At 72.2% G+C, this 26,720-nt stretch carries 29 protein-coding genes, 1 tRNA gene and 1 pseudogene; 23 read left to right on the forward strand and 8 right to left on the reverse strand.

The genetic code is table 11. The annotated features are described in order from the left end of the window. Positions 1-100: 100 nt before the first annotated feature. On the reverse strand, positions 101-520 hold the full coding sequence (locus J2Z33_RS16380; protein WP_209843056.1) for a tellurite resistance TerB family protein: 420 nt from the start codon (positions 518-520) through the stop codon (positions 101-103). Positions 521-641: 121 nt separating this feature from the next. On the opposite strand from J2Z33_RS16380, the gene J2Z33_RS16385 reads away from it, so the two are divergent. Further along, complete coding sequence (locus tag J2Z33_RS16385) at positions 642-2,219, forward strand: lysine--tRNA ligase (protein ID WP_209843058.1); 1,578 nt, start codon at positions 642-644, stop codon at positions 2,217-2,219. 1 nt (position 2,220) lies between these two features. Here J2Z33_RS16385 and J2Z33_RS16390 read toward each other — a convergent pair whose 3' ends face one another. Beyond that, complete coding sequence (locus J2Z33_RS16390) at positions 2,221-3,093, reverse strand: CHAD domain-containing protein (protein ID WP_209843060.1); 873 nt, start codon at positions 3,091-3,093, stop codon at positions 2,221-2,223. A gap of 87 nt (positions 3,094-3,180) precedes the next feature. On the opposite strand from J2Z33_RS16390, the gene J2Z33_RS16395 reads away from it, so the two are divergent. The 11 genes from J2Z33_RS16395 to ureG all read left to right on the forward strand — a co-directional run bounded on the left by J2Z33_RS16395 (position 3,181) and on the right by ureG (position 9,816). Beyond that, positions 3,181-3,588, forward strand: a complete 408-nt coding sequence (locus tag J2Z33_RS16395; RefSeq protein WP_209843062.1) for a DUF4864 domain-containing protein — start codon at positions 3,181-3,183, stop codon at positions 3,586-3,588. A gap of 92 nt (positions 3,589-3,680) precedes the next feature. Further along, positions 3,681-4,508, forward strand: coding sequence for an urease accessory protein UreD (locus J2Z33_RS16400; RefSeq protein WP_209843064.1), 828 nt, complete (start codon positions 3,681-3,683; stop codon positions 4,506-4,508). Position 4,509: 1 nt separating this feature from the next. After that, on the forward strand, positions 4,510-4,812 hold the full coding sequence (locus J2Z33_RS16405; protein WP_209843066.1) for an urease subunit gamma: 303 nt from the start codon (positions 4,510-4,512) through the stop codon (positions 4,810-4,812). An 11-nt stretch (positions 4,813-4,823) separates the two neighbouring features. After that, the gene (locus tag J2Z33_RS16410) at positions 4,824-5,129 is read left to right on the forward strand and encodes an urease subunit beta (protein WP_209843068.1); all 306 of its coding nucleotides are present in this window, start codon (positions 4,824-4,826) and stop codon (positions 5,127-5,129) included. Continuing rightward, entirely contained in the window at positions 5,126-5,503 is a 378-nt protein-coding gene (locus tag J2Z33_RS16415; protein ID WP_209843070.1) for a lysozyme inhibitor LprI family protein, read from the forward strand. The genes J2Z33_RS16410 and J2Z33_RS16415 overlap by 4 nt, the downstream gene beginning before the upstream one ends. After that, complete coding sequence (locus tag J2Z33_RS16420) at positions 5,500-5,814, forward strand: antifreeze protein (RefSeq protein ID WP_209843073.1); 315 nt, start codon at positions 5,500-5,502, stop codon at positions 5,812-5,814. The genes J2Z33_RS16415 and J2Z33_RS16420 overlap by 4 nt, the downstream gene beginning before the upstream one ends. A gap of 141 nt (positions 5,815-5,955) precedes the next feature. Further along, positions 5,956-7,665: an urease subunit alpha gene (gene ureC, locus J2Z33_RS16425; RefSeq protein ID WP_209843075.1), complete on the forward strand. Its 1,710-nt coding sequence runs from the start codon at positions 5,956-5,958 to the stop codon at positions 7,663-7,665. Between the two features lie 141 nt (positions 7,666-7,806). Continuing rightward, entirely contained in the window at positions 7,807-8,025 is a 219-nt protein-coding gene (locus J2Z33_RS16430) for a DUF1127 domain-containing protein (protein ID WP_209843077.1), read from the forward strand. 13 nt (positions 8,026-8,038) lie between these two features. Continuing rightward, positions 8,039-8,536, forward strand: coding sequence for an urease accessory protein UreE (locus tag J2Z33_RS16435; RefSeq protein WP_209843079.1), 498 nt, complete (start codon positions 8,039-8,041; stop codon positions 8,534-8,536). Then, positions 8,526-9,188: an urease accessory protein UreF gene (locus J2Z33_RS16440; protein ID WP_209843081.1), complete on the forward strand. Its 663-nt coding sequence runs from the start codon at positions 8,526-8,528 to the stop codon at positions 9,186-9,188. The genes J2Z33_RS16435 and J2Z33_RS16440 overlap by 11 nt, the downstream gene beginning before the upstream one ends. 10 nt (positions 9,189-9,198) lie before the next feature. Further along, positions 9,199-9,816 carry an urease accessory protein UreG gene (ureG, locus tag J2Z33_RS16445; RefSeq protein ID WP_209843083.1) on the forward strand — a complete coding sequence of 206 codons (618 nt, stop codon included), beginning with the start codon at positions 9,199-9,201 and terminating at the stop codon, positions 9,814-9,816. A gap of 1 nt (position 9,817) precedes the next feature. Here ureG and J2Z33_RS16450 read toward each other — a convergent pair whose 3' ends face one another. Continuing rightward, positions 9,818-10,342, reverse strand: a complete 525-nt coding sequence (locus J2Z33_RS16450; RefSeq protein ID WP_209843084.1) for a lysozyme inhibitor LprI family protein — start codon at positions 10,340-10,342, stop codon at positions 9,818-9,820. 114 nt (positions 10,343-10,456) lie between these two features. Between J2Z33_RS16450 and J2Z33_RS16455 the strand changes: the two genes are divergently transcribed. After that, positions 10,457-11,887: a sensor histidine kinase gene (locus tag J2Z33_RS16455; RefSeq protein WP_209843086.1), complete on the forward strand. Its 1,431-nt coding sequence runs from the start codon at positions 10,457-10,459 to the stop codon at positions 11,885-11,887. Positions 11,888-11,897: 10 nt separating this feature from the next. Here J2Z33_RS16455 and J2Z33_RS16460 read toward each other — a convergent pair whose 3' ends face one another. Further along, on the reverse strand, positions 11,898-12,104 hold the full coding sequence (locus J2Z33_RS16460; RefSeq protein ID WP_209843088.1) for a hypothetical protein: 207 nt from the start codon (positions 12,102-12,104) through the stop codon (positions 11,898-11,900). 261 nt (positions 12,105-12,365) lie between these two features. Between J2Z33_RS16460 and J2Z33_RS16465 the strand changes: the two genes are divergently transcribed. Beyond that, complete coding sequence (locus J2Z33_RS16465; protein WP_209843090.1) at positions 12,366-12,638, forward strand: hypothetical protein; 273 nt, start codon at positions 12,366-12,368, stop codon at positions 12,636-12,638. Between the two features lie 21 nt (positions 12,639-12,659). Here the strand turns inward: J2Z33_RS16465 and J2Z33_RS16470 are convergent. The 3 genes from J2Z33_RS16470 to J2Z33_RS16480 form a co-directional block, all read right to left on the reverse strand. After that, positions 12,660-12,735, reverse strand: a tRNA-Ala gene (locus tag J2Z33_RS16470). A 34-nt stretch (positions 12,736-12,769) separates the two neighbouring features. Continuing rightward, positions 12,770-13,273 carry a pyridoxamine 5'-phosphate oxidase family protein gene (locus J2Z33_RS16475; RefSeq protein WP_209843092.1) on the reverse strand — a complete coding sequence of 168 codons (504 nt, stop codon included), beginning with the start codon at positions 13,271-13,273 and terminating at the stop codon, positions 12,770-12,772. Positions 13,274-13,277: 4 nt separating this feature from the next. Next, positions 13,278-13,544 (reverse strand): hypothetical protein, encoded by a 267-nt coding sequence (locus J2Z33_RS16480; protein ID WP_209843094.1) that lies wholly within the window; start codon positions 13,542-13,544, stop codon positions 13,278-13,280. Positions 13,545-13,862: 318 nt separating this feature from the next. Between J2Z33_RS16480 and J2Z33_RS16485 the strand changes: the two are divergent. The 3 genes and pseudogenes from J2Z33_RS16485 (at position 13,863) to melA (ending at position 17,010) form a co-directional block, all read left to right on the forward strand. Beyond that, positions 13,863-14,765 (forward strand): annotated as a pseudogene (locus J2Z33_RS16485) (IS5 family transposase). An 88-nt stretch (positions 14,766-14,853) separates the two neighbouring features. Next, positions 14,854-15,126 carry a DDE-type integrase/transposase/recombinase gene (locus J2Z33_RS18995; RefSeq protein WP_377110421.1) on the forward strand — a complete coding sequence of 91 codons (273 nt, stop codon included), beginning with the start codon at positions 14,854-14,856 and terminating at the stop codon, positions 15,124-15,126. A 519-nt stretch (positions 15,127-15,645) separates the two neighbouring features. Next, positions 15,646-17,010, forward strand: a complete 1,365-nt coding sequence (melA, locus tag J2Z33_RS16495) for an alpha-glucosidase/alpha-galactosidase (RefSeq protein ID WP_209843098.1) — start codon at positions 15,646-15,648, stop codon at positions 17,008-17,010. 147 nt (positions 17,011-17,157) lie between these two features. Here the strand turns inward: melA and J2Z33_RS16500 are convergent, their stop codons facing one another. Then, a complete protein-coding gene (locus tag J2Z33_RS16500) occupies positions 17,158-18,039 on the reverse strand; it encodes a helix-turn-helix domain-containing protein (RefSeq protein ID WP_209843100.1) in 882 nt (293 codons plus the stop codon). Between the two features lie 109 nt (positions 18,040-18,148). Here J2Z33_RS16500 and J2Z33_RS16505 point away from each other — a divergent pair, with 109 nt between their 5' ends. From J2Z33_RS16505 to J2Z33_RS16530, 6 genes are all read left to right on the forward strand, one after another. Continuing rightward, positions 18,149-19,438 carry an extracellular solute-binding protein gene (locus tag J2Z33_RS16505; protein ID WP_209843102.1) on the forward strand — a complete coding sequence of 430 codons (1,290 nt, stop codon included), beginning with the start codon at positions 18,149-18,151 and terminating at the stop codon, positions 19,436-19,438. 96 nt (positions 19,439-19,534) lie between these two features. Then, a complete protein-coding gene (locus J2Z33_RS16510; RefSeq protein WP_209843104.1) occupies positions 19,535-20,395 on the forward strand; it encodes a carbohydrate ABC transporter permease in 861 nt (286 codons plus the stop codon). Next, positions 20,392-21,228, forward strand: coding sequence for a carbohydrate ABC transporter permease (locus J2Z33_RS16515; RefSeq protein ID WP_209843106.1), 837 nt, complete (start codon positions 20,392-20,394; stop codon positions 21,226-21,228). The genes J2Z33_RS16510 and J2Z33_RS16515 overlap by 4 nt, the downstream gene beginning before the upstream one ends. Positions 21,229-21,238: 10 nt before the next feature. After that, positions 21,239-22,312, forward strand: a complete 1,074-nt coding sequence (locus tag J2Z33_RS16520) for an ABC transporter ATP-binding protein (RefSeq protein ID WP_209843108.1) — start codon at positions 21,239-21,241, stop codon at positions 22,310-22,312. 44 nt (positions 22,313-22,356) lie between these two features. Continuing rightward, positions 22,357-24,594 (forward strand): glycoside hydrolase family 2 protein, encoded by a 2,238-nt coding sequence (locus J2Z33_RS16525; RefSeq protein WP_209843110.1) that lies wholly within the window; start codon positions 22,357-22,359, stop codon positions 24,592-24,594. 5 nt (positions 24,595-24,599) lie between these two features. Then, positions 24,600-26,627, forward strand: coding sequence for an aldo/keto reductase (locus tag J2Z33_RS16530; RefSeq protein WP_209843112.1), 2,028 nt, complete (start codon positions 24,600-24,602; stop codon positions 26,625-26,627). Positions 26,628-26,720 lie beyond the last annotated feature (93 nt).

A 26,720-nucleotide genomic window follows, 5' to 3' on the forward strand; every position in this document is an offset into this window, starting at 1 on the left:
GCCACCGCGCGCTCCTGGCCTTCTTTGGCTCCAAGTATCCCGGGGGGAGGCTCCGCAGGAGACGGGGGGCAGAGCCCCCCTCGGCGGTGGACGCGGGGGCTCAGACCCGCTGGTAGCGCGCGCGCGCGCCGCGCTCGATGGCGGCGGCGTGGAGGCGGTCGAGGCTCAGCTCCTCGCGGACGGCCTCCAGCATGTCGGCCTCGGGGCCGCTGATGCGGCCGTCGGCGGCGGCCACGTCGCAGGCCAGCGCGTAGGCCGTCTCCCACAGCCGCTCGGGCAGGAAGCGGCGCACCAGCTCGAACAGGCGGTCGAGGCCGTCGTCGTCGTTCATCAGGCGCAGCATCATCGGCCCCATGGCCTGGAGCTTGGCGCCGTCGTAGTCGGCGAAGGCGGGCAGGTTCTCGATCAGGTTGGAGATCTGCAGCAGCTCGGCCGTCCGCACGTTGCCGTCGGCCACCGAGACCGCGAGCATGATCGCCACCAACGAGTCCTGCGGCGAAAGGATGGTGGTCTCGGGCATGGGGCATCGTCCTTTGGGTCCGGGTCAGGTTTATTGACGCGCGGCCCCCCCGGCAATAGGGAGGCCCCCGGCCGTCCCCGGCCCCTTCGTTTCCCCCGATCCGATCCAAGGAGCGCGATCCATGTCCTCTCTCCGCGACGCGGCGATGGTGTCCAGGGCCTGGCCCTTCGAGGAGGCGCGCGCGCTGCTGAAGCGGGTGGAGGCCCGAGGGGGTTCGGCGCCGGCCAAGGACCACGTGCTGTTCGAGACGGGCTACGGGCCGTCGGGGCTGCCGCATATCGGCACCTTCGGCGAGGTGCTGCGGACGACGATGATCCGCCGCGCCTTCGAGGTGATCTCGGACATCCCGACGCGGCTGATCGTGTTCAGCGACGACCTCGACGGGATGCGGAAGGTGCCGGAGAACGTGCCCAACGCCGAGATGCTGCGGCTGCACCTGCAGCAGCCGCTGACGAGCGTGCCGGACCCATTCGGCACGCACGAGAGCTTCGGCCACCACAACAACGCCATGCTGCGGCGGTTCCTGGACACCTTCGGGTTCCAGTACGAGTTCATGTCGGCGACGGAGTTCTACCGCTCGGGCGCGTTCGACCCGACGCTGCGGCTGGCGGCGGAGCGGTACGACGACATCATGGCGATCATGCTGAAGTCGCTGCGCGAGGAGCGGCAGCAGACCTATTCGTGCTTCCTGCCGATCCACCCGGAGACGGGGCGGGTGCTTTACGTGCCGCTGAAGGAGGTCAACGCCCGGGAGGGCACCATCACCTTCGACGACGGGTCCGGGCGGGACTGGACGCTGCCGGTGACGGGCGGTCACGTGAAGCTGCAATGGAAGCCCGATTTCGGCGCGCGCTGGGCGGCGCTGGGCGTGGACTTCGAGATGTACGGGAAGGACCACAGCACCAACACGCCGATCTACGACGGCATCTGCGAGGTGCTGGGGGGGCGGGCGCCCAACCACATGGTCTACGAGCTGTTCCTCGACGAGGAAGGGGGCAAGATCTCCAAGTCGAAGGGGAACGGGCTGACCATCGACGAGTGGCTGGAGTATGCGGCGACCGAGTCGCTGAGCTACTTCATGTTCCAGAAGCCGCGCACGGCGAAGCGGCTGCACTGGGACGTGATCCCGCGCAACGTGGACGAGTATCACCAGAGCCTGCGGGGCTATCCCCAGCAGACGCCGGAGCAGCAGCTCGGGAACGCGGTGTGGCACATCCACGGGGGGAACCCGCCCGCGTCGGACATGGTGGTGCCCTTCGCGATGCTCCTCAACCTCGCCAGCGTGTCGGGGGCGGAGGAGAAGGCGGTGCTGTGGAACTACCTGCGCCGTTATGCGCCGGACGCGAGCCCCGAGACGCATCCGGGTCTGGACGCCGCCGCCGGGTATGCCGTGCGGTATTTCCAGAACCACGTGAAGCCCATGCGGACCTTCCGCGCGCCGACCGACAAGGAGAGGGCCGCGATGGTGGACCTTGCGGCGCGGCTGCGGGGGCACGAGGGGTCGCACGACCCGGAGGAGTTGCAGACCATCGTCTATGCGGTGGGCAACGAGCACGGGTTCCAGCCGCTGCGGGACTGGTTCAAGGGGCTTTACGAGGTGCTTCTGGGCGCGACGGAGGGGCCGCGGTTCGGCGGCTTCGTGGCGCTCTATGGCGTCGAGGAGACGGTGCGGCTGATCGAGGAGCGGCTGGCGGCCTGAGCTAGGCGGCGTCGCGCAGCGTCCACCACGTCCCCCAGCGGTCGGTCAGCGCGCGGGCGTCGCCGGCGAGGAGGCGGCGGCCGAGCGGCAGGGCGCGGGCCATCAGCTCGGCGTGGCGGAGGGTGGCGAGGTCCTTCGCCTCGGACTTGAGGACGGGGGCGAGGTCGGCGGCGTCCAGGCGGTCGCGGAACACGGCGAGGTCGTTGACGAGGCCCAGCACCTCGCCCAGGTCGTCGGCGGCCTTGATGTGCGGGTCCATCATCGCCGGCCAGATCGGGCGCAGCAGGCGGGCCTGATACCAGTGGTCCTTCACCCGCTTGCGCCATTCGTGGAGCGCCTCGGGCGAGGGCTCGCGGCGGGCGGCCTTGAGGGCGCGGCGGGCGGCGGCCCAGGTGGCCTTGAGTCCGGGCTCCAGCGCGTCCCAGCCCTCGCGCCGGAGGCGCCAGCCCTCGGACCGCAGGATCAGGGAGTCCATCACGTCGGCGAAGGGGGGGAGCAGCTCGGCCTCGGCGCGGGCGTCGTGGTGGGCCGCGGCGGCGCGGAAGGGGGCGAGGAGGGCCTCGCGCCGGTCGGAGGGGATGGTGGCGGACAGGGACTCGGCGGTGGCGAGCTGCACGGCGGCGTCGCGCAGGCCCGAGAGGCCCTGGCCCGCGTCGCGCAGGACGGCGTTCTCGGCCGACGCGACGGCGAGGACGGGGCGGGCGAGGCGCAGGAGGCCGCGCAGCTTCTTGACGGTCTTTCGCATCTCGTGGACGCGGGGGGCGAGGTCGCCCGTCGCGCGCACCATCTCCAGCGCGTGGGCCGCCTCCTCGCGCGCGATGCGGCGGAGCGCGGATTCGACGCTCTCGTCCTCGGGCGTGATGGCGTAGGGCATGGCGGCTCCTGTCGGTGGCGATGGTGAAACTTATGTGAGGGTGGGAACGTGTCACGCAAGTGACAAGCCCCCGCCGGAGGACCCGCCATGCGCCGCCTGACCATTCTTGCCGTGATGCTCCTCGCCGGCCCCGCCCTGGCGCAGGACGCGGAGGACCGCGCGGAGATCGCCGAGGTCATCGAAGACCAGTTGTCGGACTTCGTCGCCCGCGACGTGGCGGGGGCCTGGGACCATGCGAGCCCGACGATCCAGGGGATGTTCGGCACGCCCGAGAGGTTCGCGCGGATGGTCGAGGGGGGCTATCCGATGGTCTGGGACAACCGCGACGCCGAGATGGGCGCGCTGCGCGAGGAGGACGGCGCGCTGCGGCAGGCGGTCCGGGTGGAGGACGCCGAGGGGCGGGGGTGGCTCCTCGACTACGAGATGGTCGAGACGCCGGAGGGATGGCGGATCAACGGCGTCGGCGTGCGGCCCGCGCCGGACCTCGCGGCCTGAGGCGTGGCGCGGCCGCCTCGGGCGGCGGAAAATGCTGCGCTGCGGCGAGAGGGCGCTAGGCGGCGGGCCGGAAGGCTGTCAGGGTGGCGCGCATGAACGCCGCCGTCCCCCTGTCCCGGCCCCAGGTCCCCCGCGCGCAAGGCGAGGTGCGGCTGTCCGCGCGCGCCCAGGGCGGGGTGACGCGGCTGGGGGATCTGCGGGCGCAGGGCTCGCTCAAGGCGCTGTTCCCGCGCGGGGCGGGGGATGCGCTGGAGGTGGTGACGCTCAACACCGCCGGGGGGCTGACCTCGGGCGACCGGATGCGGCTGGAAGCGCGGGCCGAGGCCGGGGCGCGGCTGCGGCTGTCCACGCAGGCGGCGGAGCGGGCCTATCGCGCCGGCGAGGCGGAGCCCGCGCGGGTCGAGACGCGACTTTCGGCGGGGCCGGGCGCGCGGATCGACTGGCTGCCGCAGGAGACGATCCTTTACGACGGGGCGCGGCTGGAGCGGCGGCTGCTCGCGGACCTGGAAGGGGACGCGACGGCGCTGCTGGTGGAGCCGCTGGTCTTTGGGCGTCTCGCGCATGGGGAGGTGCTGCGCGAGGGACGGCTGCGGGACCGGTGGGAGGTGCGGCGGGACGGGCGGCTGCGCTTCGCGGACGCCTTCCGCGTCGAGGGCGACATCGCCGCGACGCTGGACCGGGCGGGCGTCGGCGGCGGGGCGCGGGCGATGGCGACCGTCGTGGTCGCGGGACCGGGGGCCGAGTCGCATCTGGCGGCGGCGCGCGCCCTTTGCGCGGGCACGGGTGGCGCGGGGATGATCGAGGACGGGTTGCTGTTCGCGCGGCTGCTGGCGGCGGATGGCTTCGCCTTGCGCCAGGCGCTCGTTCCGCTCATCGTCCGGCTGTCGGGCGCGGCCCTTCCGAAAACGTGGACCCTTTAGAATGCAGCTCACCCCCCGCGAGAAGGACAAGCTTCTCATCTCCATGGCCGCCGAGGTGGCGCGCAGGCGGCTCGCCCGCGGCGTCCGGCTCAACCATCCCGAGGCCATCGCGCTGATCACCGACGCCGTGGTGGAGGGCGCGCGCGACGGGCGCAGCGTGGCCGACATGATGGAGGCGGGAGCGAAGGTCGTGACGCGCGAGCAGGTCATGGAGGGCGTCGCCGAGATGATCCCCGAGGTGCAGGTCGAGGCGACCTTTCCCGACGGCACGAAGCTCGTGACCGTTCACCAGCCGATCCGCTGAAGGAGCCGCGCATGATCCCCGGAGAGATCGTCACCGCCGAGGGCGACATCACGCTGAACGAAGGCCGCGAGGCGATCACGCTGATGGTCGCCAACACCGGCGACCGGCCGGTGCAGGTGGGCTCGCACTACCACTTCGCCGAGACGAACGCGGCGCTGGACTTCGACCGGGACGCGGCGCGGGGACGCAGGCTCGACATCGCCGCCGGGACCGCCGTGCGGTTCGAGCCGGGGCAGCGGCGCGAGGTGCGGCTGATCGCCTTTGGCGGCGACCGGGTGGTGCACGGGTTCAACGGCCGGGTGGGCGGGCCGCTGTGAGGGCGCTGGCCGTCCTCCTGGCGCTGGCGGCGGGGCCGGTCGCGGCGCAGGACTGCGGCGCGCGGCCCACGCAGGCCGAGATGAACGCCTGCGCGGCCGAGGCGTGGCGGGCCGCCGACGCGGAGCTGAACCGGGCCTACGGCCAGGCGCTGGAGGTCGCGCGGCGCATGGACGCGCGGGGCGATGGCGCCCCCGAGCGGACCCTGCGCGAGGCGCAGCGGGCCTGGGTGGCGTTCCGCGACCTCGCCTGCGCGGCCGAGGCGCAGCCGTTCCAGCCCGGAAGCATCACCGGGCTGATCGCGGCGGGTTGCCTCGAACGGCTCACACGCGCGCGGACGGACGATCTGGCCGCCTATGTCGGAGGACTGCAATGAAGCCCTACCAGCCCTGGACCTCGGCCGTGGCCTTCTGGACCATGATGGCCGAGGCGCAGATGGTGATGACGCTGCGGATGATGGGAATGATGGGCGTGCTGCCCGCCCACAAGCGCGAGAACCACACCATGATGGCCGAGAAGGCCCCCGCCTTCGCCGAGGCCGCGATGGCGGCGGGCGCGGCGATGATGACGGGCAAGAGCCCGGACGAGATCGCGCAGGCCGCCATCCGCCCGGTCGCGCGGCGCACCCGCGCCAACGTCAAGCGGCTGACCAAGCCGCGCGCGCCCCGGACGCCCAAGCCCTCCTGAGCCGGCGGTTCGCGGGGTGCCCGGAAAGCGGGCGTTCCGCATCCGGGCGGGCGCGCGACGGCTGGAATCGCGGCGCGGGGCTTTGACAAGGCGCGCGGCCCGGGGCCTTGTGGGGCCGCAGATCCCGAGGAGCCCGACCCGATGCCCAGCCTGATCCCCCGCCGCGACTACGCCGCCATGTTCGGCCCCACGGTGGGCGACCGGGTGCGGCTCGCGGACACCGAGCTGTGGATCGAGGTGGAGCGGGATCGGACCACCTACGGCGAGGAGGTGAAGTTCGGCGGCGGCAAGGTGATCCGCGACGGCATGGGCCAGAGCCAGCGGGCGCGGGGCGAGGGGGCGGTGGATACCGTCATCACCAACGCGCTGATCCTGGACTGGACGGGCATCACCAAGGCCGACATCGGCCTGAAGGACGGGCGCATCCACAGGATCGGCAAGGCGGGGAACCCCGACACGCAGCCGGGGGTGGACATCGTGATCGGGCCGGGGACCGAGGCCATCGCCGCCGAGGGGCGCATCGTCACCGCCGGGGGGATCGACAGCCACATCCACTTCATCTGCCCCCAGCAGATCGAGGACGCGCTCCATTCGGGGCTGACGACGATGATCGGCGGCGGGACGGGGCCGGCGCACGGGACGCTGGCCACCACCTGCACGCCGGGGCCGTGGCATCTGGGGCGGATGATGATGGCGGCCGACGCCTTTCCGATGAACCTGATGTTCGCGGGGAAGGGGAACGCCTCGCTGCCGCTGGCCTTGGAGGAGCAGGTGCTGGCGGGGGCGGCCTGCCTCAAGCTGCACGAGGACTGGGGGACGACGCCCAAGGCCATCGACACCTGCCTGACGGTGGCGGACGACCTCGACGTGCAGGTGATGATCCACACGGACACGCTGAACGAATCGGGCTTCGTGGAGGACACGGTGCGCGCCATCGGGGGGCGCACGATCCACGCCTTCCACACGGAAGGGGCGGGGGGCGGCCACGCGCCGGACATCATCAAGATCTGTGGGGAGGAGTTCGTCCTGCCCGCGTCCACCAACCCGACGCGGCCCTTCACGGTGAACACGGTGGACGAGCACCTGGACATGCTCATGGTCTGCCACCACCTCGACAGGTCGATCCCCGAGGACGTGGCCTTCGCCGAGAGCCGCATCCGGCGCGAGACCATCGCCGCCGAGGACATCCTGCACGACATGGGGGCGTTCAGCATCATCGCGAGCGACAGCCAGGCGATGGGGCGGGTGGGCGAGGTCATCACCCGGACGTGGCAGACGGCGCACAAGATGAAGGTGCAGCGCGGGCGGCTGGCCGGGGAGACGGCGGCGAACGACAACCTGCGCGCGCGGCGCTATGTCGCCAAATACACGATCAACCCGGCCATCGCGCACGGGATCGCGCATGAGGTGGGCAGCGTGGAGGAGGGCAAGCGCGCCGACCTCGTGATCTGGAGCCCGGCCTTCTTCGGCGTGAAGCCCGAGATGGTGCTGATCGGCGGCACCATCGTCAGCGCGCAGATGGGTGACCCCAACGCCTCGATCCCGACGCCGCAGCCGGTCTATTCGCGGCCGATGTGGGGCGCCTACGGGCGGAGCGTGGAGCGGTCGGCCGTGACCTTCGTCAGCGCGGTGGCGCATGACGCCGGCATCGGGCGGACGCTGGGGCTGGCCAAGGACACCGTTGCGGTCAGGAACACGCGGGGGCTGCGGAAGGGGGACCTGAAGCTCAACTGCGCGCTGCCCAAGGTGGAGGTGAACCCCGAGACCTACGAGGTGCGCGCGGACGGGGAGCTTCTGACCTGCGAGCCCCTGGACCGGCTGCCGATGGCGCAGCGGTATTTCCTGTTCTGAGGCGGGTGGTGGCGGGGTCCCGGTCCTCCGAGCCTGCACGGGCTGCATGGCTGGCCTGTCGAACGGGCGGTGGTGCGCTGCGGTGCGGCATCCCACATAGGGGTCACGGGAGGACAACCCCCAGACCCGAGGACCGCAACGATGGCCATGATCGCCGACACCCACCACCACGCCCTTTCCCACACGCTCGCCGCGCCGTTCCGGGCGCTGTGGTCGGCCCTGCTGCTGATCGCCGAGGCGAAGGGCTGCATGGCCGAGGTCGAGCGCCTGAACCGGCTCTCGGACGCGGACCTCGCGGCGCGCGGCACCTCGCGAGAGGAGCAGGTCCGGCGCATCTTCGGCGTCCGCGCCGCGATCTGAACGCGGGGCCGCGATGAGCGGCCTTCTCCGCGCCACCGCGCTGCGCCGCGCCCATGCCGGGCGGGCCGACGACCGCGTGACGCTCGCCTACGAGGATCGGCTGATCCGGCGCAGGCGCATCGTCACGGACGGGGGCCTTGCGGTCCTCGTGGACCTGCCGGGTGCCGTGGGGCTCGATGACGGCGACGCGCTGGAGCTGGACGACGGGCGGCTGGTGGTCGTCCGCGCGGCCCCGGAGCCGCTCCTGGAGGTGCGGGGCGACCTCGCGCGGCTCGCCTGGCACATCGGCAACCGCCACGCTCCGGCCCGGATCGAGCCCGACCGCCTGCTGATCCGCCGCGACCGCGTGCTGGCGCGGATGCTGGAGGGGCTGGGGGCGGCGCTGCGCGAGGTCGAGGGTCCCTTCGTCCCCGAGGGGGGCGCCTATGGCGAGGGGCGCGTGCTGGGGCATTCGCACGGGGCGTCGGACGGGTCGGGCCTGGGGCATCTCGGGTCGTCCGATGAGCCCTGACGGTGCGGCCGTCCTGTCCTCGGCGCAACTCCTGACGCTGGCGCGCTGGCTGTCGCCGGCCTTCCCGACGGGGGGCTTCGCCTGGAGCCACGGGCTGGAGCAGGCGGCGCGCGACGGGACGGTGCGGGACGCCGCGACGCTCGGGGACTGGCTCGGGGACGTGCTGCGGCATGGCGCGGGCCGGACGGACGCCATCCTGATCGGGGCGGCGCATCGGGCGTCCGAGGACGATTTGGCGGAACTGGCGGAACTGGCGACCGCGCTCGCCCCCTCGCGCGAGAGGCGGGCCGAGGCGGCGGGGCAGGGCGCGGCCTTCGCGCGGACGCTGCGGGCGCTGCACGCTTGGGACCTGCCCGACGCGCCCTTTCCGGTCGTCTTGGGCCGGGCGGCACGGCTGGGCGGGTTGCCGGCGCGGCCGGTGGCGGAGGTGGCGCTCCAGGGCTTCGTCACCACGCTGGCGCAGGCGGCGCAACGGCTGATGCCCCTCGGCCAGACGGCGGCGCAGGGGGTGGTGCTGCGGCTCGCCCCTGTCTGCGCCGAGGTGGCGGAGGCGGTGCGGCTGTCCCCCGACGACATCGGCTCCTGCGCCGTGGCGGTGGACATCGCCTCGCTGCGCCATGAGGGGCTGGAGCCCCGCATCTTCCGGTCCTGAAGGAGCACGCATGACCGACGCATCCCCCCATGGCCCGCTCAAGGTCGGCATCGGCGGCCCGGTGGGCGCGGGCAAGACCACGCTGACGGCGGCGCTCGCCCGCGCGCTGAAGGACGAGCTGTCGCTCGCCGTCATCACGAACGACATCTACACGCAGGAGGACGCCGAGGCGCTGATGCGGATGCAGATCCTGCCCGCCGACCGGGTGCTGGGCGTGGAGACCGGGGGCTGCCCGCACACGGCGATCCGCGAGGACGCGTCCATCAACCTCGCCGCCGTGGCGGAGCTGCGGGCGCGGCATCCGGGGCTGGAGCTGGTGCTGATCGAATCGGGCGGGGACAACCTCTCGGCCACCTTCTCGCCCGAGCTGGCGGACGTGACGATCTACGTCATCGACGTGGCGGCGGGCGAGGAGATCCCCCGCAAGGGTGGCCCCGCGATCACGCGGTCGGACCTCCTCGTCATCAACAAGACCGACCTCGCGCGCCATGTCGGGGCTTCGCTGGAGGTGATGGAGCGGGACGCCCGGCGGATGCGGGGGGACCGGCCGTTCCTGTTCACGGCGCTGCGGCACGGGCGGGGCGTGGCCGAGGTGGTGGCGCACCTGAAGGCGATGGGGGGGCTCTAGCCTACCACTCCCGCGAGGCGATCGGGTTCGGGGGCAGGGGCACCTCGGGCGTGGCCGGCGCCTCCGCGCCGTCCGAGGCCGTGAGCCGCGCGCCGCCCAGCACCTCGTCGAGCGCCTGGGGCGAGGCCCGGGGCGGCTCGGGGGCCGGGCTGGGGGAGGGGTCGGAGGGCGGGGGCGGCGGCGTGGGCTCCTCCGCGACCGCCGTGGGCTGGCCGCGCTGCTCGAAGACCTCGGTCGAGATCAGGAGCCGCTCCACGATGCAGGCGCGGTCGCCCTCGCAGGCCTGGCGGCGGGCCAGCAGCGCGTCGGCGATGCGCCGCGCCTCCCGCTGGCCGATGCGGGCGGCGAGGCGGTCGTAGGCGGCGACCGTCCGCCGCTCCAGCGCGGCGAGGCCGGGGTCGGCGCAGATCGCCGCCTCGGTCCGGGTGGAGGCGTCGCGGCAGTCGAAGGACGGGCCGTCCTGCGCCCGGAGCGCGGCGGGCCAGAGCAGGAGGCCGGTCAGGAGGAGGGGAATCGCGGGCGTCATGCGTGGGTCCGGCAAGGTCGCGGCCCAACGCCTCGGGGGCCCCGGCGTTCCGCGGGCATTGACGCGGGGGGCGGCGGTGGACTTGAGTGGGGCGAGGGGACCGATGGAGCCGGGATGACGCCGCGCCTGCACCTGAGCGATGCCGGCTGGCCCCGGGGGATCGAGCCGGGGGCCCGGTCCATCCTGGACGCCCTTCCCTCCATCGTCTTCGTCACCGACGCCGCGGGCGCGACCGTCTACGTCAACGCGGAATACGAGCGCTACACCGGACGGTCGGCCGAGGCGCTGCTGGGCCACGGCTGGGCCTCGCTGGTCCATCCGGAGGACCGGGCGCCGACCGAAGCCGCCTGGGCCGGGGCGCTGCGGGCCGGAACGCCGGTCGAGGTGGAGTATCGCCTGCGCGGCGCCGACGGGACGCATCGCTGGTTCAAGGGCCGCGTCGCGCCCCAGCGCGACGCGGCGGGCGGGCCGGTGCTGCGCTGGGTCGGCACCTGCACCGACATCCACGAGCTCAAGACCGCCGAGGCGCAGTCGCGCGAGGCCGAGGCCTGGCTTCGGCTGGCGCAGGAGGCCTCGGGCGCGGGAACCTTCGCCTGGACCCCCGCCACCGACGAGATGCGGTGGTCGGCCGAGTGCAAGGCGATCTTCGGCCTGCCGCCCGACGCGGCGATGACGGACGGGCTGTTCATGTCCCGCGTCCATCCCGACGACCGCGAGGCGGTGCGGGCGGCGGTCGCACGGGCCTTCGACCCCGCGGGGGACGGGCGCTACGCGCTGGACTACCGCGCGCTCCGGCCGGACGGGACGGTGCGCTGGGTGGACGCGCGGGGCCGCGTCCTGCCCGGCCCCGACGGGGGGCCGCGCTTCATCGGCACCGTGCTCGACGTGACGGAGGCGCGGCGGACCGCCGAGGCGCTGGCCCTCGCTCTCGAGGGCAAGGAGGCGCTGCTCTACGAGGTCAACCACCGGGTCAAGAACAACCTCCAGATGGTGACGGGCCTTTTGGCGATGCAGGCCGCGCGCAGCCACAACGCCGAGACGCGGCGCCACCTGCGCGAGGCGCAGTCGCGGATCGGGGTGATGTCGGCCATCCACCAGAGCCTCTACAGCCTCGATACCCATGGCGAGGTGGACATGGTGCCGTTCCTGCGCCGCCTGGCCGGGGACACGGTGGCGGCCCAGGGCGAGGGCCGCATCGCGCTGACCGTCGCGGGCGAGGGCGAGGCGGTCATGCCGCTGCGGCGGGCGCTGCCCCTGGCGCTGATCGTGAGCGAGCTCCTGACCAACGCGCTCAAGTACGCCTTCGCGGCGGGCGCGGCCGGCACCATCCGCCTGCGGGTGGAGCCGCGGGGCGGCACGCTCCGGGTCGAGGTCGCGGACGACGGCGCGGGGTTGCCCGAGGGGTTCGAGCCGCGCAGGTCCACCGGCCTCGGGATGCGGATCATCGCCGCCTTGGCCGCGCAGGTCGGCGGCGAGGTGGCGGTGCTGCCGGCCACGCGGGGCGCCGCCTTCGCCGTCGAGGTGCCGCTGGGCGCCGGGGACTGACCCGCGCGCCTCAGGCCGCCCCGTCGGCCAGGGCCGGCCCCCGGGGCGGGGCCGCGCGGCGGGCGGGGAAGGGCAGCACGATGGCCGCGCCCCCGGGCGGGGGGCCGCGCCGGCCCGCGCGGATCTCGGGGCCGAGCAGCACCAGGTTGGAGCGCCCGGTGGCGCCGGTCGCCCGGAACTCCGCGATCAGTCGTTCGAACCAGTCGGACAGTTCCATGTCCCATCCCTCCGCATCACCCGGGACCAGCAAAGCACGGCCCGGTAAACGGCGTGTCACCAGCGCCGCCGCCGGACGGGAAATCTCTGCGCGTCGTTAATCGGATCTTAGCGATCCGCGCCGCATGAAGGGCCGATGCCACCGGGTCCCGGCGGCGACCGGAGCCCGCGATGCCATGACGCCCGTTCCCCGAGCCAAGCCTTCCCGATCCCCGGGACCGGCCTCCGGCCCCGTCCTTCCCCCTCACCCCACGGAGCTGCGATGCGCCCTCCCGAATCCGTCCGGCGCGACCGGGACGACCTGACCTATCCGGTGCGGGTCCGCTTCCGCGTGCCGTCCCACGACCCCGGCCCCATGCTGGAGCGGGTCCAGTCCTGGCTTCGGGCGGAGCTGGGCGCGCGCGCCGTGGCCCACCTCGTCACCGGCGGGGACGGCCCCGTGCTGGAGGCGCACTTCCTCGATCTCGGGGAAGCGGCGCAATTCCAGGACGCCTTTCCAGCGCTGGAACTGTCGGCGGCCCAGCTTGGCGGCTGAGGCGCATCCTGTCGGGAAGGATGGTGGAGTCGAGGGGGATCGAACCCCTGACCTCGTCATTGCGAACGACGCGCTCTCCCAACTGAGCTACGACCCCACGGCGGCGTATGTGGACCGGGCGGCCGGCGGTGTCAAGCGGCCCCGGGCGGCTCGCCGAGGTCCCCCGGCGTCAGGCGGAAGGCCTGGCCGAAGCCGCCGTTCAGGAACGCCGACCAGGGCGCGAGGCGCAGCAGGAGGAAATCGGCGAAGTCGTAGTAGAGCGTCGTCTTGGGATGCGCGGCGAGCCAGCCCTCGCGGTGCGCGGCCTTGTCGGCGGGCTCGGCGCGGGCAAGGAGCGTGAGGCGCGGATGGGTCAGCGGGTCGCCCTTGGGGCCGGGCTCGCCCACCAGGAGCGAGCAGGCGGGATCGGCCCGGAGGGCGCGCGTGTGCATCGCCAGCGTGGAGACCAGGGCCAGCGCCGCCGTCCCGTCCCAGCCGACGGCGATCCGGGTCACCGCGGGCGAGCCCGAGTCCGGATCGAGCACCCCGAGCGCGCCGTGCCGGGCCTCGCGCAGGAGGCGGCGGGCGAGGGCGCGGGCCTGGTCGTCGGTGGGGCGGATCGGATCGGGGCGCGGTTCGGGGCGCGGCTCGGCCATGGGGTCACTCCTTGGGGGCGAAGGGGGCGGTGAACTCGGCCCGGCCGGTGGCCTTGTCGTGGACGCAGGCCAGCCGGTCGGTGCCGGCCGGTTGGGTCACGGCGAGGAGGGCCACGCCAGGGCGATTGGAGCCGAAGGGGTTCACCTCCACGCGCGCCTCGCCGGGGCGGTCGAGCGCCGCGAGCCAGGCGGCGCGGACCTCCTCGCAGGAGGTGGTCCAGACGGCCTCGCCGTCGGCGAGGGTGGCGGACAGGAGCAGGAACGGTCGCATCGGGGGCCTCCGGGCCGGTCGGGGGGAGAACACCACGTCGGGCGATCCGGGGGAAGCGGCTCGGCGTCCGGGGGCCCCGGCTCTCGGTCCTGGCGGGCGGGTCGCGACGCGGGGCCGGCAGGGACTCTGCCGCTCGCCGCTGGCGCGGCTCGGGGCCGTCATGCAGTTCGATCCAGTCTCGAACGGACTGACCTGCAAAACAGGGTCTTACCGAGGGAACTGGCCCCTCTTTCGACCGGACACTCAAGGTTAGCCATGGAGGCCCAGGTTCATGCCCGAGCACGTGCTTGGAGACTGCGGCCTCCTGTATGCTTGGGCGTGAGCAAGTCCGCCCCCGCCCGCCACCGCACGACGAACTGGCCTGATTGCGATGCGGCGCTGCGTCGACGGGGCTCCCTGCTGGCGTGGTTGGCCCCGAATCGGGGACGACCTGAGGCGTTCTCGGATGCCGCCATCCAGTTCTGCCTGTCGATCAAGGTCGTCTTTGGCTTGGCGCCACGGCGGACGATCGGGATGGTGGAACGCCTAGCTCGAAGATGGCAGGGCTGGACTGGCCGGTGCGGGACCGCTCCACGCTCTGCCGCAGGCAGATGACCGTCGACATCCACATCCTCTTCCGGCGCGGGGACGATCCCCTGGACCTGCTGGTCGACAGCACGGCATGAAGATGCGCCGCGATGGCGGGTGGCAGGTGCGCCGACATGGAGCGAGCCGACGAGGGCAGCGGCGCAAGGTCCACCTGGCCATGGACATGGCCACCGGGACATCCGTGGGGTGGGGTTCGCCTCCAGCCGGGAGGGCGACAGCCCGGTCCTGTCGGACCTGCCGGCGCAGATCCCGGCCGAGCCGAGCATGGGCGCCATCACGGCGGAGGGTGCCTGCGACACGCCGACCTGCCACTCGGCCATCGCTGGGCGGGGCGGCACCGCGGTCATTCCCAACCGCAGGAACGGCCGCCACTGGTTCGAGGATGGCCCCGCCGCAAGGGCCAGGAATGAGATCCTGCGAGCCTCGAGGCACTTCGGTCGGGCGTTCTGGTGGGGGCTGACAGGCACCCACGCCCGAAATCGCATCGAAGCCCCAATGCGCCGCCTCGAAGCTTTCGGCGAGCGGATCGCCGCACGAGACCCCGACCGCCAGACCGCTGGGATCCACACCCGTATCGCCCTCTTGAACCGCTTCTCGGCCCTGGCATGGGCCGCGACCACCCGGGTCGTCTGAACTCAAGGGGAGAGGGGAAAACTCGACCTCGGACCGAGCTACGCAACAACGCCATCGGGAGAGGTAAGCGGCGCTGAAGGTCAAGAGACTGACGTGGCAGCATGGCGAACCGGAGGACCTGGTGACGGATGGGCTCAGGTCTTGCAGGGCAGCCCTGAAGGACATTGGAGCCGAGTTTCGGCAAGTCACCGGGCGATGGGAGAACAACCGGGTCGAGGACTCCCACCTGCCTTTCCGACGACGCGGGCGCCATGCTGCGGTTCAGGCGCATCCACCCCTTCAGACGGTTGCTGCGGTCCACAGGGCGATGCACCGCCATTTCAGCGCCGAGCGGAGCCGCACCAGCCGAGATCACGACTAGCAGGCCCGAACTGCCGCTCTCGCCGAGTGGCGGGCGCTCCGCGCCGACTGACGCTCAGCGCGCCCGCCGCAACCGGGACGAGTTCGCATCCGTCCGACAGCACCGCCAAGCTCGCAGCGCCTCCATGTCCGTCGCTTCACCCCGGACTCTTGCAGGCTCCTGCTCGTGAGGGGACGCAACCTCCGCGCGGCGTTTCGCCTTGCTTCACCGACCGCTTGCCAAGGTCCGCATCGGCCCACGACGGCAACCGGTCCGGAGCCGACCCTCGACCGCCACGCCGGCGGGCGGGCCCGCGTCGATCCTGCCACGCCCGGCGAACCCGTGACGATCGATGTCCGGCGGGCCGACGCGGGCCGGGTCGCGGGCGCATCCGTCCGGCGGCGCGGCGAGGCTGGATGCGCCGGTGGCCTTGGGGCTTGAGGCCGGTGGACGAGGGCCTCGACAGAACCTAGACCCTGGAACCCAGGCCGACGACGCCAGTCGCGCGTTGCCTGATCCGCGCCAGCATGGACGAGGAACATGACCACCATCACCTTCATCGGGGCGGGCTCGACCGTCTTCACCAGGAACATCGCGGGCGACATCCTGCACCGGGAGGCGCTGCGGGGCGCCACGATCCGCCTGATGGACATCGACCCGAAGCGGCTGGAAGAGTCCGAGGTCGTGGTGGGCAAGCTCGCCCGGACGCTCGGGGGCCACGCCAGGGTGGAGGCCCACACCGACCAGCGCCGCGCGCTGGAGGGGGCCGATTTCGTGGTGGTGAGCTTCCAGATCGGCGGCTACGAGCCGGCGACGGTGACGGACTTCGAGGTGCCCAAGCGGTTCGGCCTGCGCCAGACCATCGCCGACACATTGGGGATCGGCGGGATCATGCGGGGGCTGCGGACGGTGCCGCATCTGTGGTCCATCTGCGCGGACATGATGGAGGTCTGCCCCCAGGCCATCATGCTGCAATACGTGAACCCCATGGCGATCAACACCTGGGCGATCGGGGCGAAGCATCCGGCGATCCGGCAAGTGGGGCTCTGCCATTCGGTGCAAGGCACGGCCTGGGAGCTGGCGCGCGACCTCGGGATCCCCGTGGAGGAGATCCGCTACCGGGCGGGCGGCATCAACCACATGAGCTTCTTCCTGAACTTCGAGCACCGCCAGCCGGACGGCTCCCACGTGGACCTTTATCCGGCGCTGCGGCAGGGCTACCGGGAGGGGCGCCTCCCCAAGCCCTCGCACTGGAACGCGCGCTGCCCCAACAAGGTGCGCTACGAGATGCTGATGCGGCTGGGCTACTTCGTGACCGAATCGTCGGAGCACTTCGCGGAATACACCCCCTGGTTCATCAAGCGCGACCGGCGCGACCTGATCGAGCGCTTCGGCATCCCGCTGGACGAATATCCGAAGCGCTGCGTCGAGCAGATCGCGCGCTGGGAGAAGGAGGCGCGGGAGCATCGGGACGCGGAGGGGATCATGGTGACGCCCTCGCACGAGTATGCGTCCAGCATCGTCAACTCGGTCGTGACGGGCGAGCCCTCGGTGATCTACGGCAACGTCCTCAACGAGGGGTTCATCCCGCAACTTCCCCACGGCTGCGCCGTCGAGGTTCCGGTCCTCGTGGACGGCAACGGCCTCCAGCCCACGCCCGTTCGGGACATCCCGCCCCAACTGATCGCGCTGCAACGAACCAGCATCAACGTGCAGGAGCTGACGGTCGCGGCGCTCCTGACCGAGAGCCGCGAGCACATCTATCACGCGGCGATGCTCGATCCGCACACGGGGGCGGAGCTGGACCTCGACCAGATCTGGGCGCTGGTGGACGAGCTGCTGGAGGCGCATGGCGGGCTCATGCCGCAATGGGCCCGGCCGGAGGCGCGGACGAAGGCGGGATGACGGATGGGACGGGGCCGGCGCGAGCCATGGCCCGTCCCGAGGTCCATCGACGTTCGGAGCCGATGGCCCGGCGGAAGCCAAGCGGCGGCCGTTTCGGGCGGGGCGGCGGTCTGGCCCGGCCGAGCCGCCGGCGTCCGTGGCCCCCGCTCAGGCCTGGAGGGCCAGGGGCAGGGCGCGGTGCTCGCGCTTGAACTCCGAGGGGGTCATCCCGGCCTTCTTGCGGAAGCACTTGTTGAAGGCAGAGACCGAGCCGAAGCCGCTGTCCATGGCGACCTGCAGGATGCTCGCGTCGTCCCTCGTCAGGAGCGCCTGGGCGTAGGACACGCGCATCAGGCTCACGTATTCGCCGAGCGACATGCCCGTGGAGCGCTTGAAGACGGTCATGGCGTATTTGGGGTGGATGTCGGCCGAGGCGGCGATGTCCACGCAGTCGATGTCCTCGCGGAAGTTCTCGGCGATGAAGCCGCAGATGCGGCGGATGCCCTGGAAGCTCGCCTGCTCGGCCTGCGCGCCGGGACTGGGGTCGGCGGCTTCGAGGATCTCGTGCGGCTCCAGGCCGATTCGTTCGAGGCGGAGGAGCAGCTCGTCGATCCCGTGGCGCACGAGGCGGGCGTCCTTGGACGTCAGGTAGCGCGCGCGTCGCGTGAAGGCCGGGGCGTCGTCGGGCTGGGGCTCGCTCGCAAGCAGCGTCGCGCCCCGCATGAGCCGCTGCTGCAACTCGGGCGCCAGGCGCAGCCGGAAGAAGTGGAGGAGCGGCAGGTGGATGGCGTGGAAGTAGGTGTCCGCCCGCGTGTCCACGACCCGGTGCGGCAGGCCGCCCCAGAAGAGCGCGACGGTTCCGGCCTCGAGCCGGACGCGGTGGCCGTGCATCTCGTATTCGACGCCGCCGCGAAACACGAAGTTGACCTCGGCCTGGGCGTGCCAGTGGGGCGCGGCCATGATGCCGGGTTGCTCGCAGCTGACGACGATCTCGTTCGGGACCCTCTCGACCCGGCTGGCCCTGGGGTCCCAGTAACGCTTTCCGTCCATCTTACCTTTCGCGCAGTCTGTCTTTGGATCGGCCGAGACGCGACCCGGCCTTGGCCCCAAGTTACGGGGAGGCCCCGGAAGCGGGCAACACACAATGGGAGGAACCACCATGCGCGCAGCCACCGCGCCCCTGGCGATCGGCCTGGCATCCGTCGCCGGGCTCGCCCAGGCCCAGGACCTGTCGGGCGAGGTCTCGATCTGGAGCTGGAACGTCGCCGCCTCCTCGCTCGAGGCCGTGGCCGAGGGCTTCATGGCCCAGAACCCCGGCGTGACCGTCACCGTGGAGGATCTCGGCAACGATCAGGTGTTCGACCGGATGCTCGCCTCCTGCGCCGCGGGCGGCGGGGACCTGCCCGACATCGTCTCGGTCGAGAACCACGAATCCGAGATCTTCTGGGCGCAGTTCCCCGACTGCTTCGCCGACCTGCGCGGCCTGGGCTACGACGAGGAGCTGGCCTCGCAGTTCCCGGCCTTCAAGCGCGCGGAGCTGGAGCCCGGCGGCGTGGCCTACGCGATGCCCTGGGATTCCGGCCCCGTCGCGATGTTCTATCGGCGCGACTTCTACGAGGCCGCCGGCGTGGACCCCGAGGCGATCGCGACCTGGGACGACTTCATCGCCGCCGGCCAGAAGGTGCAGGAGGCCAACCCCGACGTCACCATGACCCAGGCCGACCTCAACGGCGACACCGAATGGTTCCGGATGATCGCGAACGAGCAGGGCTGCGGCTACTTTTCGGACGACGCGCAGGCGATCACCATCAACCAGCCCGGTTGCGTGGCGGCGCTCGACACCGTCAAGAGGATCTACGACGCGGGCCTGATGACGGCCGCCAACTGGGACGAGAAGATCCAGTCGAACACCGCCGGAACCGTCGCGACGCAGATGTACGGCGGCTGGTACGAGGGCTCGATCCGATCGACCGCGCCCGAGGACCAGGCGGGCAGGTGGGGGGTCTACCGGATGCCGTCCGTGACGGCGGGCGGGCCCCGCGCGGCGAACCTCGGCGGATCTGCGCTCGCCGTCGCGAGCTCCTCGGACGCCAAGGAGGCGGCCTTCGCCTTCCTCCGCTACGCGCTCGGCACCAACGAGGGCCAGGTCACGATGCTGCGGGAATACGGGCTGGTGCCGTCGCTCCTCACGGCGGTCGATGACCCCTATGCCGCCGAGCCGCTGGAGTTCTGGGGCGGCCAGCCGGTCTGGCAGGTGATCCTGCCGACGCTGCCCGACATCAGCCCGAGCCGGGGCACGCCGTTCTTCGGCGACGCCGATTCGGTCCTGCAAACGGTGCAGACCTCCTACCTGAACGGCGGCTACGAGAGCGCGCAGGCGGCGCTCGACGACGCGGCGGGCCAGGTCGAGCTGGTGACGGGCCTGCCCGTCGCAGCGGCGCAGCAGTAGCCTTCCCGCGATCCCATGGCCCGGCCCGACCGGTCGGGCCATGGGGGCGATCCGTCGTCCGTCGTCCTGTCGAACCCCGCACCCGAAAGCCCGCCCATGCGTCGCAGAACCGGCACGGCCTACGGCTTCCTGACGCCTTACCTCCTGATCTTCGCGGTCTTCTGGATCTGGCCGATCCTTTATTCGTTCTGGCTGTCCTTCCTCGCGACGCGGCAGCTGCCCTGGACGTTCCGGCCGGCGATGACCTGGGGGCGGCTGGCGCAGGACCCGGCCTTCCTGAACGCGCTGGAGAACACGCTCCTGATCCTGGTCGTGCAGGTGCCGGTCATGATCGCGCTGGCGACCGTGCTGGCGGTGCTCCTGAACTCCTCGCTGCTGAGGGCGCGCGGGCTCATGCGCTTCGCCTTCTTCGCGCCGGTGGTGGTGGGCGAGGTGGCCTACGCGGCCGTGTTCCGCCTCATGTTCACCGCCGACCGGGGGATCGTGAACAAGGTCCTGGAAGCGGCGGGCCTGCCGGCGGTGGACTGGTTCTCGGACCCGACGGCGGCGATGGCGCTCATCGTCATGGCGGTGACCTGGCGCTGGGCCGGCTACAACGCCATCATCATCCTGTCGGGGCTCCAGTCCATCCCCGACGACGTGTACGAGGCGGCGACGCTCGACCGCGTCTCGCCGATCCGGCAGTTCCTCTTCATCACGCTGCCGCTGCTGCGGCCGGTGATCCTGTTCTGCGTGGTGCTCTCGGTCATCGGGACAATGCAGCTCTTCGCCGAGCCCTTCCTCATCACCAACCGGGGCGGCCCCGGCGGCGCGACCGAGACGCTGGGCGTCTTCCTCTACCGGCAGGGCTTCACCGTGCTGAACTTCGGCTACGCCTCGGCGGTGGCCTACACCATCGCGGCGATCGCTGTGCTGATCTCGCTCCTCAATCTCTGGCTGGGACGGGAGCGGGCATGACATCCAGATCCTCCCGGCGCCTCTGGCGACAGGTGGCGCTCCACGCGGCGCTGGGACCCCTGGCGCTCCTGTGGCTCCTGCCGCTCTGGATGATGCTCGTCTTCTCGACGATGCCCGAGAACGGCATCTTCTCGCCCGACATCGAGCTCCTGCCGCGCGGGGAGTTCTGGGCCAACTTCCAGGCCCTGCAGGCCGAGACGGGGTTCCTGCGGACGCTGTTCGTGTCGGTCGTCGTGGCGCTGGTGACGACCGGGCTGTCGATCCTGCTGACCTCGATGGCGGGCTGGGCGCTGGTGCGCTACCGCTTCCGGGGGCGGTGGCTGGTGACGGCGCTCATCTTCGGGACGCTGACGCTGCCCTACTTCGTCGTGGTGATCCCGCAGTTCATCCTGGTGGCCCGGGACATGGGCCTCCAGAACACCTGGTTCGCGCTGATCGTGCCGCCGCTCTTCAACTCGCTGGGCGTGCTGTTCATGCGGCAGGCCTTCTCGATGATGCCGGGGGAGCTCTTCGACGCGGCGCAGGTCGAGGGCGTGACGGAATGGCGGATCTTCACCCGCGTGGCGCTGCCGATGGCGCGGCCCACGCTCGCGGCGCTGGCGATCATCCTGTTCCTGGCAAGCTGGAACAACTACCTCTGGCCGCTGCTGATCGCTTCGGACCCCGCGATGATGACGGCCCCGGTCGCGCTCGGGACGCTGATCGGGTTCACGCGGGTGTCCTGGGCGTCGATCATGACCGGGGCGGTGCTGCTGACGCTGCCCATGGTCGTGGTCTTCGTCTTCTTCCAGCGATTCTTCATGTCGGGCATCACGGCGGGCGCGGTGAAATGAGGGGATCCCCATGGCAGGCGTGACGCTGAGGTCCGTTCGCAAGGCGTTCGGCTCCGTCGAGACGATCCACGGCGTGGACCTCGACGTGCGGGACGGCGAGTTCGTCGTGTTCGTCGGTCCCTCGGGCTGCGGCAAGTCCACGCTGCTGCGGATGATCGCGGGCCTCGAGGACGTGACGGCGGGCGAGGTCGCCATCGGCGGGCGGGTCGTCAACGACGTGGAGCCCGCCGACCGGGGGACCGCGATGGTGTTCCAGAGCTACGCGCTCTACCCGCACATGACGGTGGCGCAGAACCTGTCCTTCGGGCTGCGGATGAACGGCAACCCGCGCGAGGACACCGAGCGGCGCGTGGCGCAAGCGGCGCGCATCCTCCAGATCGAGCCGCTGCTCGGCCGCCGGCCCAGGGCCCTGTCGGGCGGCCAGCGGCAGCGGGTGGCCATCGGGCGGGCCATCGTGCGCGAGCCCGAGGTGTTCCTGTTCGACGAGCCGCTGTCCAACCTCGACGCCGAGCTGCGGGTGCAGATGCGGGTGGAGATCGCGCGGCTGCACGGCGAGCTGGGGACGACGATGATCTACGTCACGCACGACCAGACCGAGGCCATGACGCTGGCCGACCGGATCGTCGTGCTGCGGGCAGGGCGGGTGGAGCAGATCGGGCGGCCGCTGGACCTCTACGACCACCCGGTCAACCAGTTCGTGGCGGGCTTCATCGGCTCGCCCCGCATGAACTTCCTGGCGGCCGAGTCGCTGGGCGGCGGACGGCTTCGGCTGACCGGGCAGGGTGGGGCGGAGATCGCGCTGCCGGCGGCGCAGGGCCTTGCGCCCGGGCAAAGGGCGACGCTGGGCATCCGGCCCGAGCACGTCCTGGGGGCGGGGCAGGGCGAGTGCGACCTGCCCCTCGTCGTGGACGTGGCCGAGCACCTGGGCGCCACGAGCTATCTCTACGGCAACACCAAGGCCGGCGAGCCGCTCGTCGTGCAGGCCGGCGCCGCGAGGGGCGCCCATGCGGGCGACCGGCTGACGATCTCGATCCCGGCGGCGCGGGCCTATCTCTTCGATCCCGACGGCCGTCGGATGACCTGACCCCCTCCCCCCCCAGCGAACCCGACCTCCCCGAAGGACTTCCCATGCGCTCCGAGACGCCCTGCAACGACTCCTGGATCTTCGCGGAGGGCTTCGACCCCGCCTGGGTCGTGGCCCCCCTGCGGGGCGAGGCCGTCGAGCTGCCCCACACGGCGGTCGAGCTTCCGCTGTCCTACTTCGACGAGACCGCCTACCAGCGGCCCTTCACCTACCAGCGCGAGATTCCGTGGGAGGACCGCTTCGAGGGGCGCGAGGTCGCGCTGGTCTTCGAGGGGGCGATGGCGGACGCCCGGGTCTGGGTGAACGGGCAGGAGGTCGCCCGGCACCGCGACGGCTACACCCCGTTCGAGGCGCGGCTCACGGGGCACCTGCGACGGGGCGACAACCTCGTGACCGTGCGGATCGACGGGTCGGAGAACCCGGTCATCCCGCCCTTCGGCGGGCGGATCGACTACCTGACCTATGCGGGAATCTACCGCGAGGTGGCGCTGCGGGTGACGGCGCCGGTCTGGATCGCGAACGTCAAAATCGAGACGCCCGAGCCGCTGGCGGCCGAGACGTCCGTGCGCGCGCGGGTATGGCTGGCCGGCGACGGGCGGGCGGCGCGGATCGCGGCGCGGCTGCTGGACGCGGACGGCCGAGAGGCCGCGCGGGCCGAGGTCGAGGCGAGCGGCGGCGAGGCGCAGGTGGCGTTCGACGGGCTGAGGGGCCTGCGTCCCTGGCGACCGGAGGACCCGGCGCTCTGCACGCTGGAGCTGACGCTGACCTCGGAGGCGGGAGAGGACCGGCTGGCCACCCGCTTCGGCCTTCGCGAGGCGCGGTTCACGCCGGAGGGGTTCCTCCTGAACGGCGAGCCCCTGAAGCTTATGGGCCTCAACCGCCACCAGAGCTTTCCCTATTCGGGCTACGCGCAGGGACGGCGGTCGCAGGAGAGGGACGCGGAGATCCTCAAGTGGGACCTGGGCTGCAACGTCGTGCGGACCTCGCATTACCCGCAGTCCAGGCACTTCCTGAACCGCTGCGACGAGATCGGCCTCCTCGTGTTCGAGGAGATCCCCGGCTGGCAGCACATCGGCGGGGCCGAGTGGAAGGCGGAGTCGGTCCAGAACGTCCGGCGCATGATCGAACGGGACTGGAACCATCCCTCGATCATCCTTTGGGGGGTGCGGATCAACGAAAGCCAGGACGACCACGGCTTCTACGCCGAGACGAACCGGGTCGCGCGCGAGCTGGACCCGACGCGGCAGACCGGGGGCGTGCGGTTCATCACCGAGAGCGAGATGCTCGAGGACGTCTACACGCTGAACGACTTCATCCTGGGCGACTTCGAGAATCCGCAGTCGAACCGGCCCCGGACGGCGCTGCGGTCCCGCCGCGAGACGACGGGCCTCCCGCACCCCGTCCCCTACCTCATCACCGAATACAACGGGCACATGTTCCCGACCAAGGCCTGGGACCAGGAGCAGCGGCAGGCCGAGCACGCCATCCGGCACCTGGAGGTGCTGGACGCGGCCTTCGGGGACCCGGCGGTCGCGGGCGCCATCGGCTGGTGCTTCTTCGACTACAACACCCACAAGGACTTCGGCTCGGGCGACCGCATCTGCCACCACGGGGTCGCGACGATCTTCCGGGAGCCCAAGTTCGCGGCCCATGCCTATGCGAGCCAGCGCGACCCGGCGGAACGGGTGGTGATGCAGCCCGTCACCTTCTACGCGCGGGGCGAGCGGAACATCGGGGGCATCCTGCCGCTGGTGGTGCTCACCAACTGCGACGCAGTGGAGATCCGCTACGGGTCGAGCCTCCGCAAGCGGGTCGGGCCGGACAGGGAGCGGTTCCCGCACCTGCCGCACGCGCCCGTCATCCTCGACCATCGCCACTTCTCCGGGGCGGAGATGGGCCTCTGGGGGATGAGCTGGGAGGACTGCGAGATCGTGGGGTTCCTCCGGGGCGAGGAGGTGGCGCGGCGCCGCTACGTGGCCGACCCCGTGCCGACCACGCTGGAAGTCGCGCCGGATGCGACCGTGCTGGACGCGGCGGCGCGGGACGAGGCGCGGGTGATCGTGCGGGCTCTGGACCAGGCGGGAAACGTGCTGCCGTTCCTTCAGGATGCGGTGCGGATCGAGGTGGACGGGCCCGCCCGGCTGATCGGGCCGGGAACGGCGCACCTGGCGGGCGGGACCACGGGCTTCTGGCTGCGCGCCACCGGCGGGACGGGGTCGGTGCGGGTGCAGGTGGCGACGGACAGGTTCCCGGCGGCGGTGCTGGACCTTCGGGCGGAGTGAGGATCATGGAACAGGTCAGGTGGGGCCTCATCGGCCCGGGACGCATCGCGCGCAACTTCGCGGACGGGCTGAAGGAGGCGGCATCGGGCCGCCTCCAGGCCGTCGCGAGCCGCAGCGAGGCGCGGCGGGCCGAGTTCGGGGACCGATACGGGATCGAGCCCGCCCTGCGGTTCGACTCCTACGAGGCGATGGTCGAGAGCCCCGACATCGACGCGGTCTATGTCGCGACGCCCCATCCCTGGCACGCCGAGCACGCGCTGCTCGCCCTCCGGGCGGGGAAGGCGGCGCTGGTCGAGAAGCCGATGGGCCTGAACCTCGCCGAGGTGGTGGCGGTGACGGAGGCGGCGCGGCAGGAGGGGGTCTTCCTCATGGAAGGCTTCATGTATCGCTGCCACCCGCAGGTCGCGCGGCTGGTGGAGCTGATCCGCGCGGGGGCCATCGGCCAGGTGCGCCACGTCCGGGCGAGCTTCGGCTTCGAGGCGAGGTTCGACCCGGCCTCGCGGCTCTTCGACAGGTCGCTGGCGGGGGGCGGCATCCTCGACGTGGGGGGCTATCCGGTGTCGGCCGTCCGGCTCGTCGCGGGCGCGGCGGTCGGGAGGCCCTTCGCGGAGCCGGAGACGGTGAAGGGCTCGGGCCTGCTGGGCGCGACGAGGGTGGACGAGGTGGCCTTCGCGCTCCTGACCTTCCCGGGCGGGATCACGGCGGAGGTGGCCTGCGCGACGCGGCGGGCCATGGAGAACGCGCTGGTGGTCGAGGGGACGGAAGGGACGATCACGCTTCCCGACCCCTGGGTGCCGGGGCGCAACGCCGGGCCGTCGGATGCGGTCATCCGCATCGCCCGGGGCGGGGAGACCACGGAGGAGTGGATCAGGGACCCGCGCCACCTCTTCGCCTTCGAGGCCGAGGCGGCGAGCCGGGCCATCGCGGCGGGTGAGACCGAGGCGCCGTTCCCGGCCATGACCCCCGCCGAGAGCCGGGGCAACGCCGCCGTCCTGGACCGGTGGCGGCAGGAGATGGGGGCCACGACCTTCGCCGAGGACCCGGGCGTGGTGCGCCGCCTCCCGCGCGCGCTGCCCAGGGGGCTGCCCGGCATCGGCAAGGTCCGTGTCCCGGGCGTGACGCTCCCCATGAGCCGCCTCGTGATCGGCTGCGACAACCGCGACACCCCGGCCGAGGGGGCGATCGTCTGGGACGCCTGGATGGAGGCCGGGGGGAACGCCTTCGACACGGCCTTCGTCTACGGCGGCGGCCGGCACGAGGGCGTGCTGGGCCAGTGGATCGCCTCGCGCGGGGTGGCGGACGAGGTGGTGGTGATCGCCAAGGGGGCGCATTCGCCCTACTGCACGCCACGCGCGATCGGGGCGCAACTGGAGATGTCGCTCGGCCGGCTCGGGCTCGACCGGGTGCCGATCTACGTCATGCACCGCGACAACCCGGACGTGCCGGTGGGCGAGTTCGTGGACGCGGTGAACCGGCTGATCGACGCCGGAACGGTCGGCATCTGGGGCGGGTCGAACTGGTCGGTGGAACGGCTGGCCGAGGCGCAGGACCACGCGGCGGCCAGGGGGCTCGTGGGGCCGGCGATCCTCAGCAACAACCTGTCGCTCGCGGTCATGGAGAAGCCGGTCTGGGCCGGCTGCGTCAGCTCCAACGATCCGGGCACGCTGGCCGTCCTCCAGCAGCGGCAGGCTATCCACCTGAGCTGGTCGAGCCAGGCGCGCGGCTACTTCCTGCCCGAGGAGCTGCGGGACCGCCTGCCGCCCGACACGCGGCCCGAGACCTGCTTCGGCAGCGACGCCAACGCCGAGCGCCGCCGCCGCGCGGAGGAGCTGGCGGCCGAGCGGGGGGTGAGCGCGAACGCCGTGGCGCTGGCCTGGGTGCTGGCGCAGCCCTTCCCGTCCCTGGCCCTGGTCGGGCCCCGGAGCCCCGGGGAGATCGCCTCCTCGCTGCCCGCCCTGGACCTGAACCTGTCGCCGGAGGAGGCCGCGTGGCTCAATCTCGGGACCGAGCGCCGCGACCGGGGTGCCGCCTGAACCGGGGGCCGCAGGATGCCGCGCCATCCTCCCCGGCAGGTCCAAGGCGCGGCGCGTCCCGCCGAAGTCCCGGCGGCGGTCCACGGCGGACCT

The organism is Rubellimicrobium aerolatum, assembly GCF_017872975.1.
Lineage (GTDB): Bacteria > Pseudomonadota > Alphaproteobacteria > Rhodobacterales > Rhodobacteraceae > Rubellimicrobium > Rubellimicrobium aerolatum.

Bases quoted from the DNA above. Each gene is read 5' to 3' on its own strand.
- J2Z33_RS16380 (WP_209843056.1), bottom strand. From the start codon at position 520: ATGCCCGAGACCACCATCCTTTCGCCGCAGGACTCGTTGGTGGCGATC.
- J2Z33_RS16385 (WP_209843058.1), top strand. From the start codon at position 642: ATGTCCTCTCTCCGCGACGCGGCGATGGTGTCCAGGGCCTGGCCCTTC.
- J2Z33_RS16390 (WP_209843060.1), bottom strand. From the start codon at position 3,093: ATGCCCTACGCCATCACGCCCGAGGACGAGAGCGTCGAATCCGCGCTC.
- J2Z33_RS16395 (WP_209843062.1), top strand. From the start codon at position 3,181: ATGCGCCGCCTGACCATTCTTGCCGTGATGCTCCTCGCCGGCCCCGCC.
- J2Z33_RS16400 (WP_209843064.1), top strand. From the start codon at position 3,681: ATGAACGCCGCCGTCCCCCTGTCCCGGCCCCAGGTCCCCCGCGCGCAA.
- J2Z33_RS16405 (WP_209843066.1), top strand. From the start codon at position 4,510: ATGCAGCTCACCCCCCGCGAGAAGGACAAGCTTCTCATCTCCATGGCC.
- J2Z33_RS16410 (WP_209843068.1), top strand. From the start codon at position 4,824: ATGATCCCCGGAGAGATCGTCACCGCCGAGGGCGACATCACGCTGAAC.
- J2Z33_RS16420 (WP_209843073.1), top strand. From the start codon at position 5,500: ATGAAGCCCTACCAGCCCTGGACCTCGGCCGTGGCCTTCTGGACCATG.
- ureC (WP_209843075.1), top strand. From the start codon at position 5,956: ATGCCCAGCCTGATCCCCCGCCGCGACTACGCCGCCATGTTCGGCCCC.
- J2Z33_RS16430 (WP_209843077.1), top strand. From the start codon at position 7,807: ATGGCCATGATCGCCGACACCCACCACCACGCCCTTTCCCACACGCTC.
- J2Z33_RS16435 (WP_209843079.1), top strand. From the start codon at position 8,039: ATGAGCGGCCTTCTCCGCGCCACCGCGCTGCGCCGCGCCCATGCCGGG.
- J2Z33_RS16440 (WP_209843081.1), top strand. From the start codon at position 8,526: ATGAGCCCTGACGGTGCGGCCGTCCTGTCCTCGGCGCAACTCCTGACG.
- ureG (WP_209843083.1), top strand. From the start codon at position 9,199: ATGACCGACGCATCCCCCCATGGCCCGCTCAAGGTCGGCATCGGCGGC.
- J2Z33_RS16450 (WP_209843084.1), bottom strand. From the start codon at position 10,342: ATGACGCCCGCGATTCCCCTCCTCCTGACCGGCCTCCTGCTCTGGCCC.
- J2Z33_RS16455 (WP_209843086.1), top strand. From the start codon at position 10,457: ATGACGCCGCGCCTGCACCTGAGCGATGCCGGCTGGCCCCGGGGGATC.
- J2Z33_RS16460 (WP_209843088.1), bottom strand. From the start codon at position 12,104: ATGGAACTGTCCGACTGGTTCGAACGACTGATCGCGGAGTTCCGGGCG.
- J2Z33_RS16465 (WP_209843090.1), top strand. From the start codon at position 12,366: ATGCGCCCTCCCGAATCCGTCCGGCGCGACCGGGACGACCTGACCTAT.
- J2Z33_RS16475 (WP_209843092.1), bottom strand. From the start codon at position 13,273: ATGGCCGAGCCGCGCCCCGAACCGCGCCCCGATCCGATCCGCCCCACC.
- J2Z33_RS16480 (WP_209843094.1), bottom strand. From the start codon at position 13,544: ATGCGACCGTTCCTGCTCCTGTCCGCCACCCTCGCCGACGGCGAGGCC.
- melA (WP_209843098.1), top strand. From the start codon at position 15,646: ATGACCACCATCACCTTCATCGGGGCGGGCTCGACCGTCTTCACCAGG.
- J2Z33_RS16500 (WP_209843100.1), bottom strand. From the start codon at position 18,039: ATGGACGGAAAGCGTTACTGGGACCCCAGGGCCAGCCGGGTCGAGAGG.
- J2Z33_RS16505 (WP_209843102.1), top strand. From the start codon at position 18,149: ATGCGCGCAGCCACCGCGCCCCTGGCGATCGGCCTGGCATCCGTCGCC.
- J2Z33_RS16510 (WP_209843104.1), top strand. From the start codon at position 19,535: ATGCGTCGCAGAACCGGCACGGCCTACGGCTTCCTGACGCCTTACCTC.
- J2Z33_RS16515 (WP_209843106.1), top strand. From the start codon at position 20,392: ATGACATCCAGATCCTCCCGGCGCCTCTGGCGACAGGTGGCGCTCCAC.
- J2Z33_RS16520 (WP_209843108.1), top strand. From the start codon at position 21,239: ATGGCAGGCGTGACGCTGAGGTCCGTTCGCAAGGCGTTCGGCTCCGTC.
- J2Z33_RS16525 (WP_209843110.1), top strand. From the start codon at position 22,357: ATGCGCTCCGAGACGCCCTGCAACGACTCCTGGATCTTCGCGGAGGGC.
- J2Z33_RS16530 (WP_209843112.1), top strand. From the start codon at position 24,600: ATGGAACAGGTCAGGTGGGGCCTCATCGGCCCGGGACGCATCGCGCGC.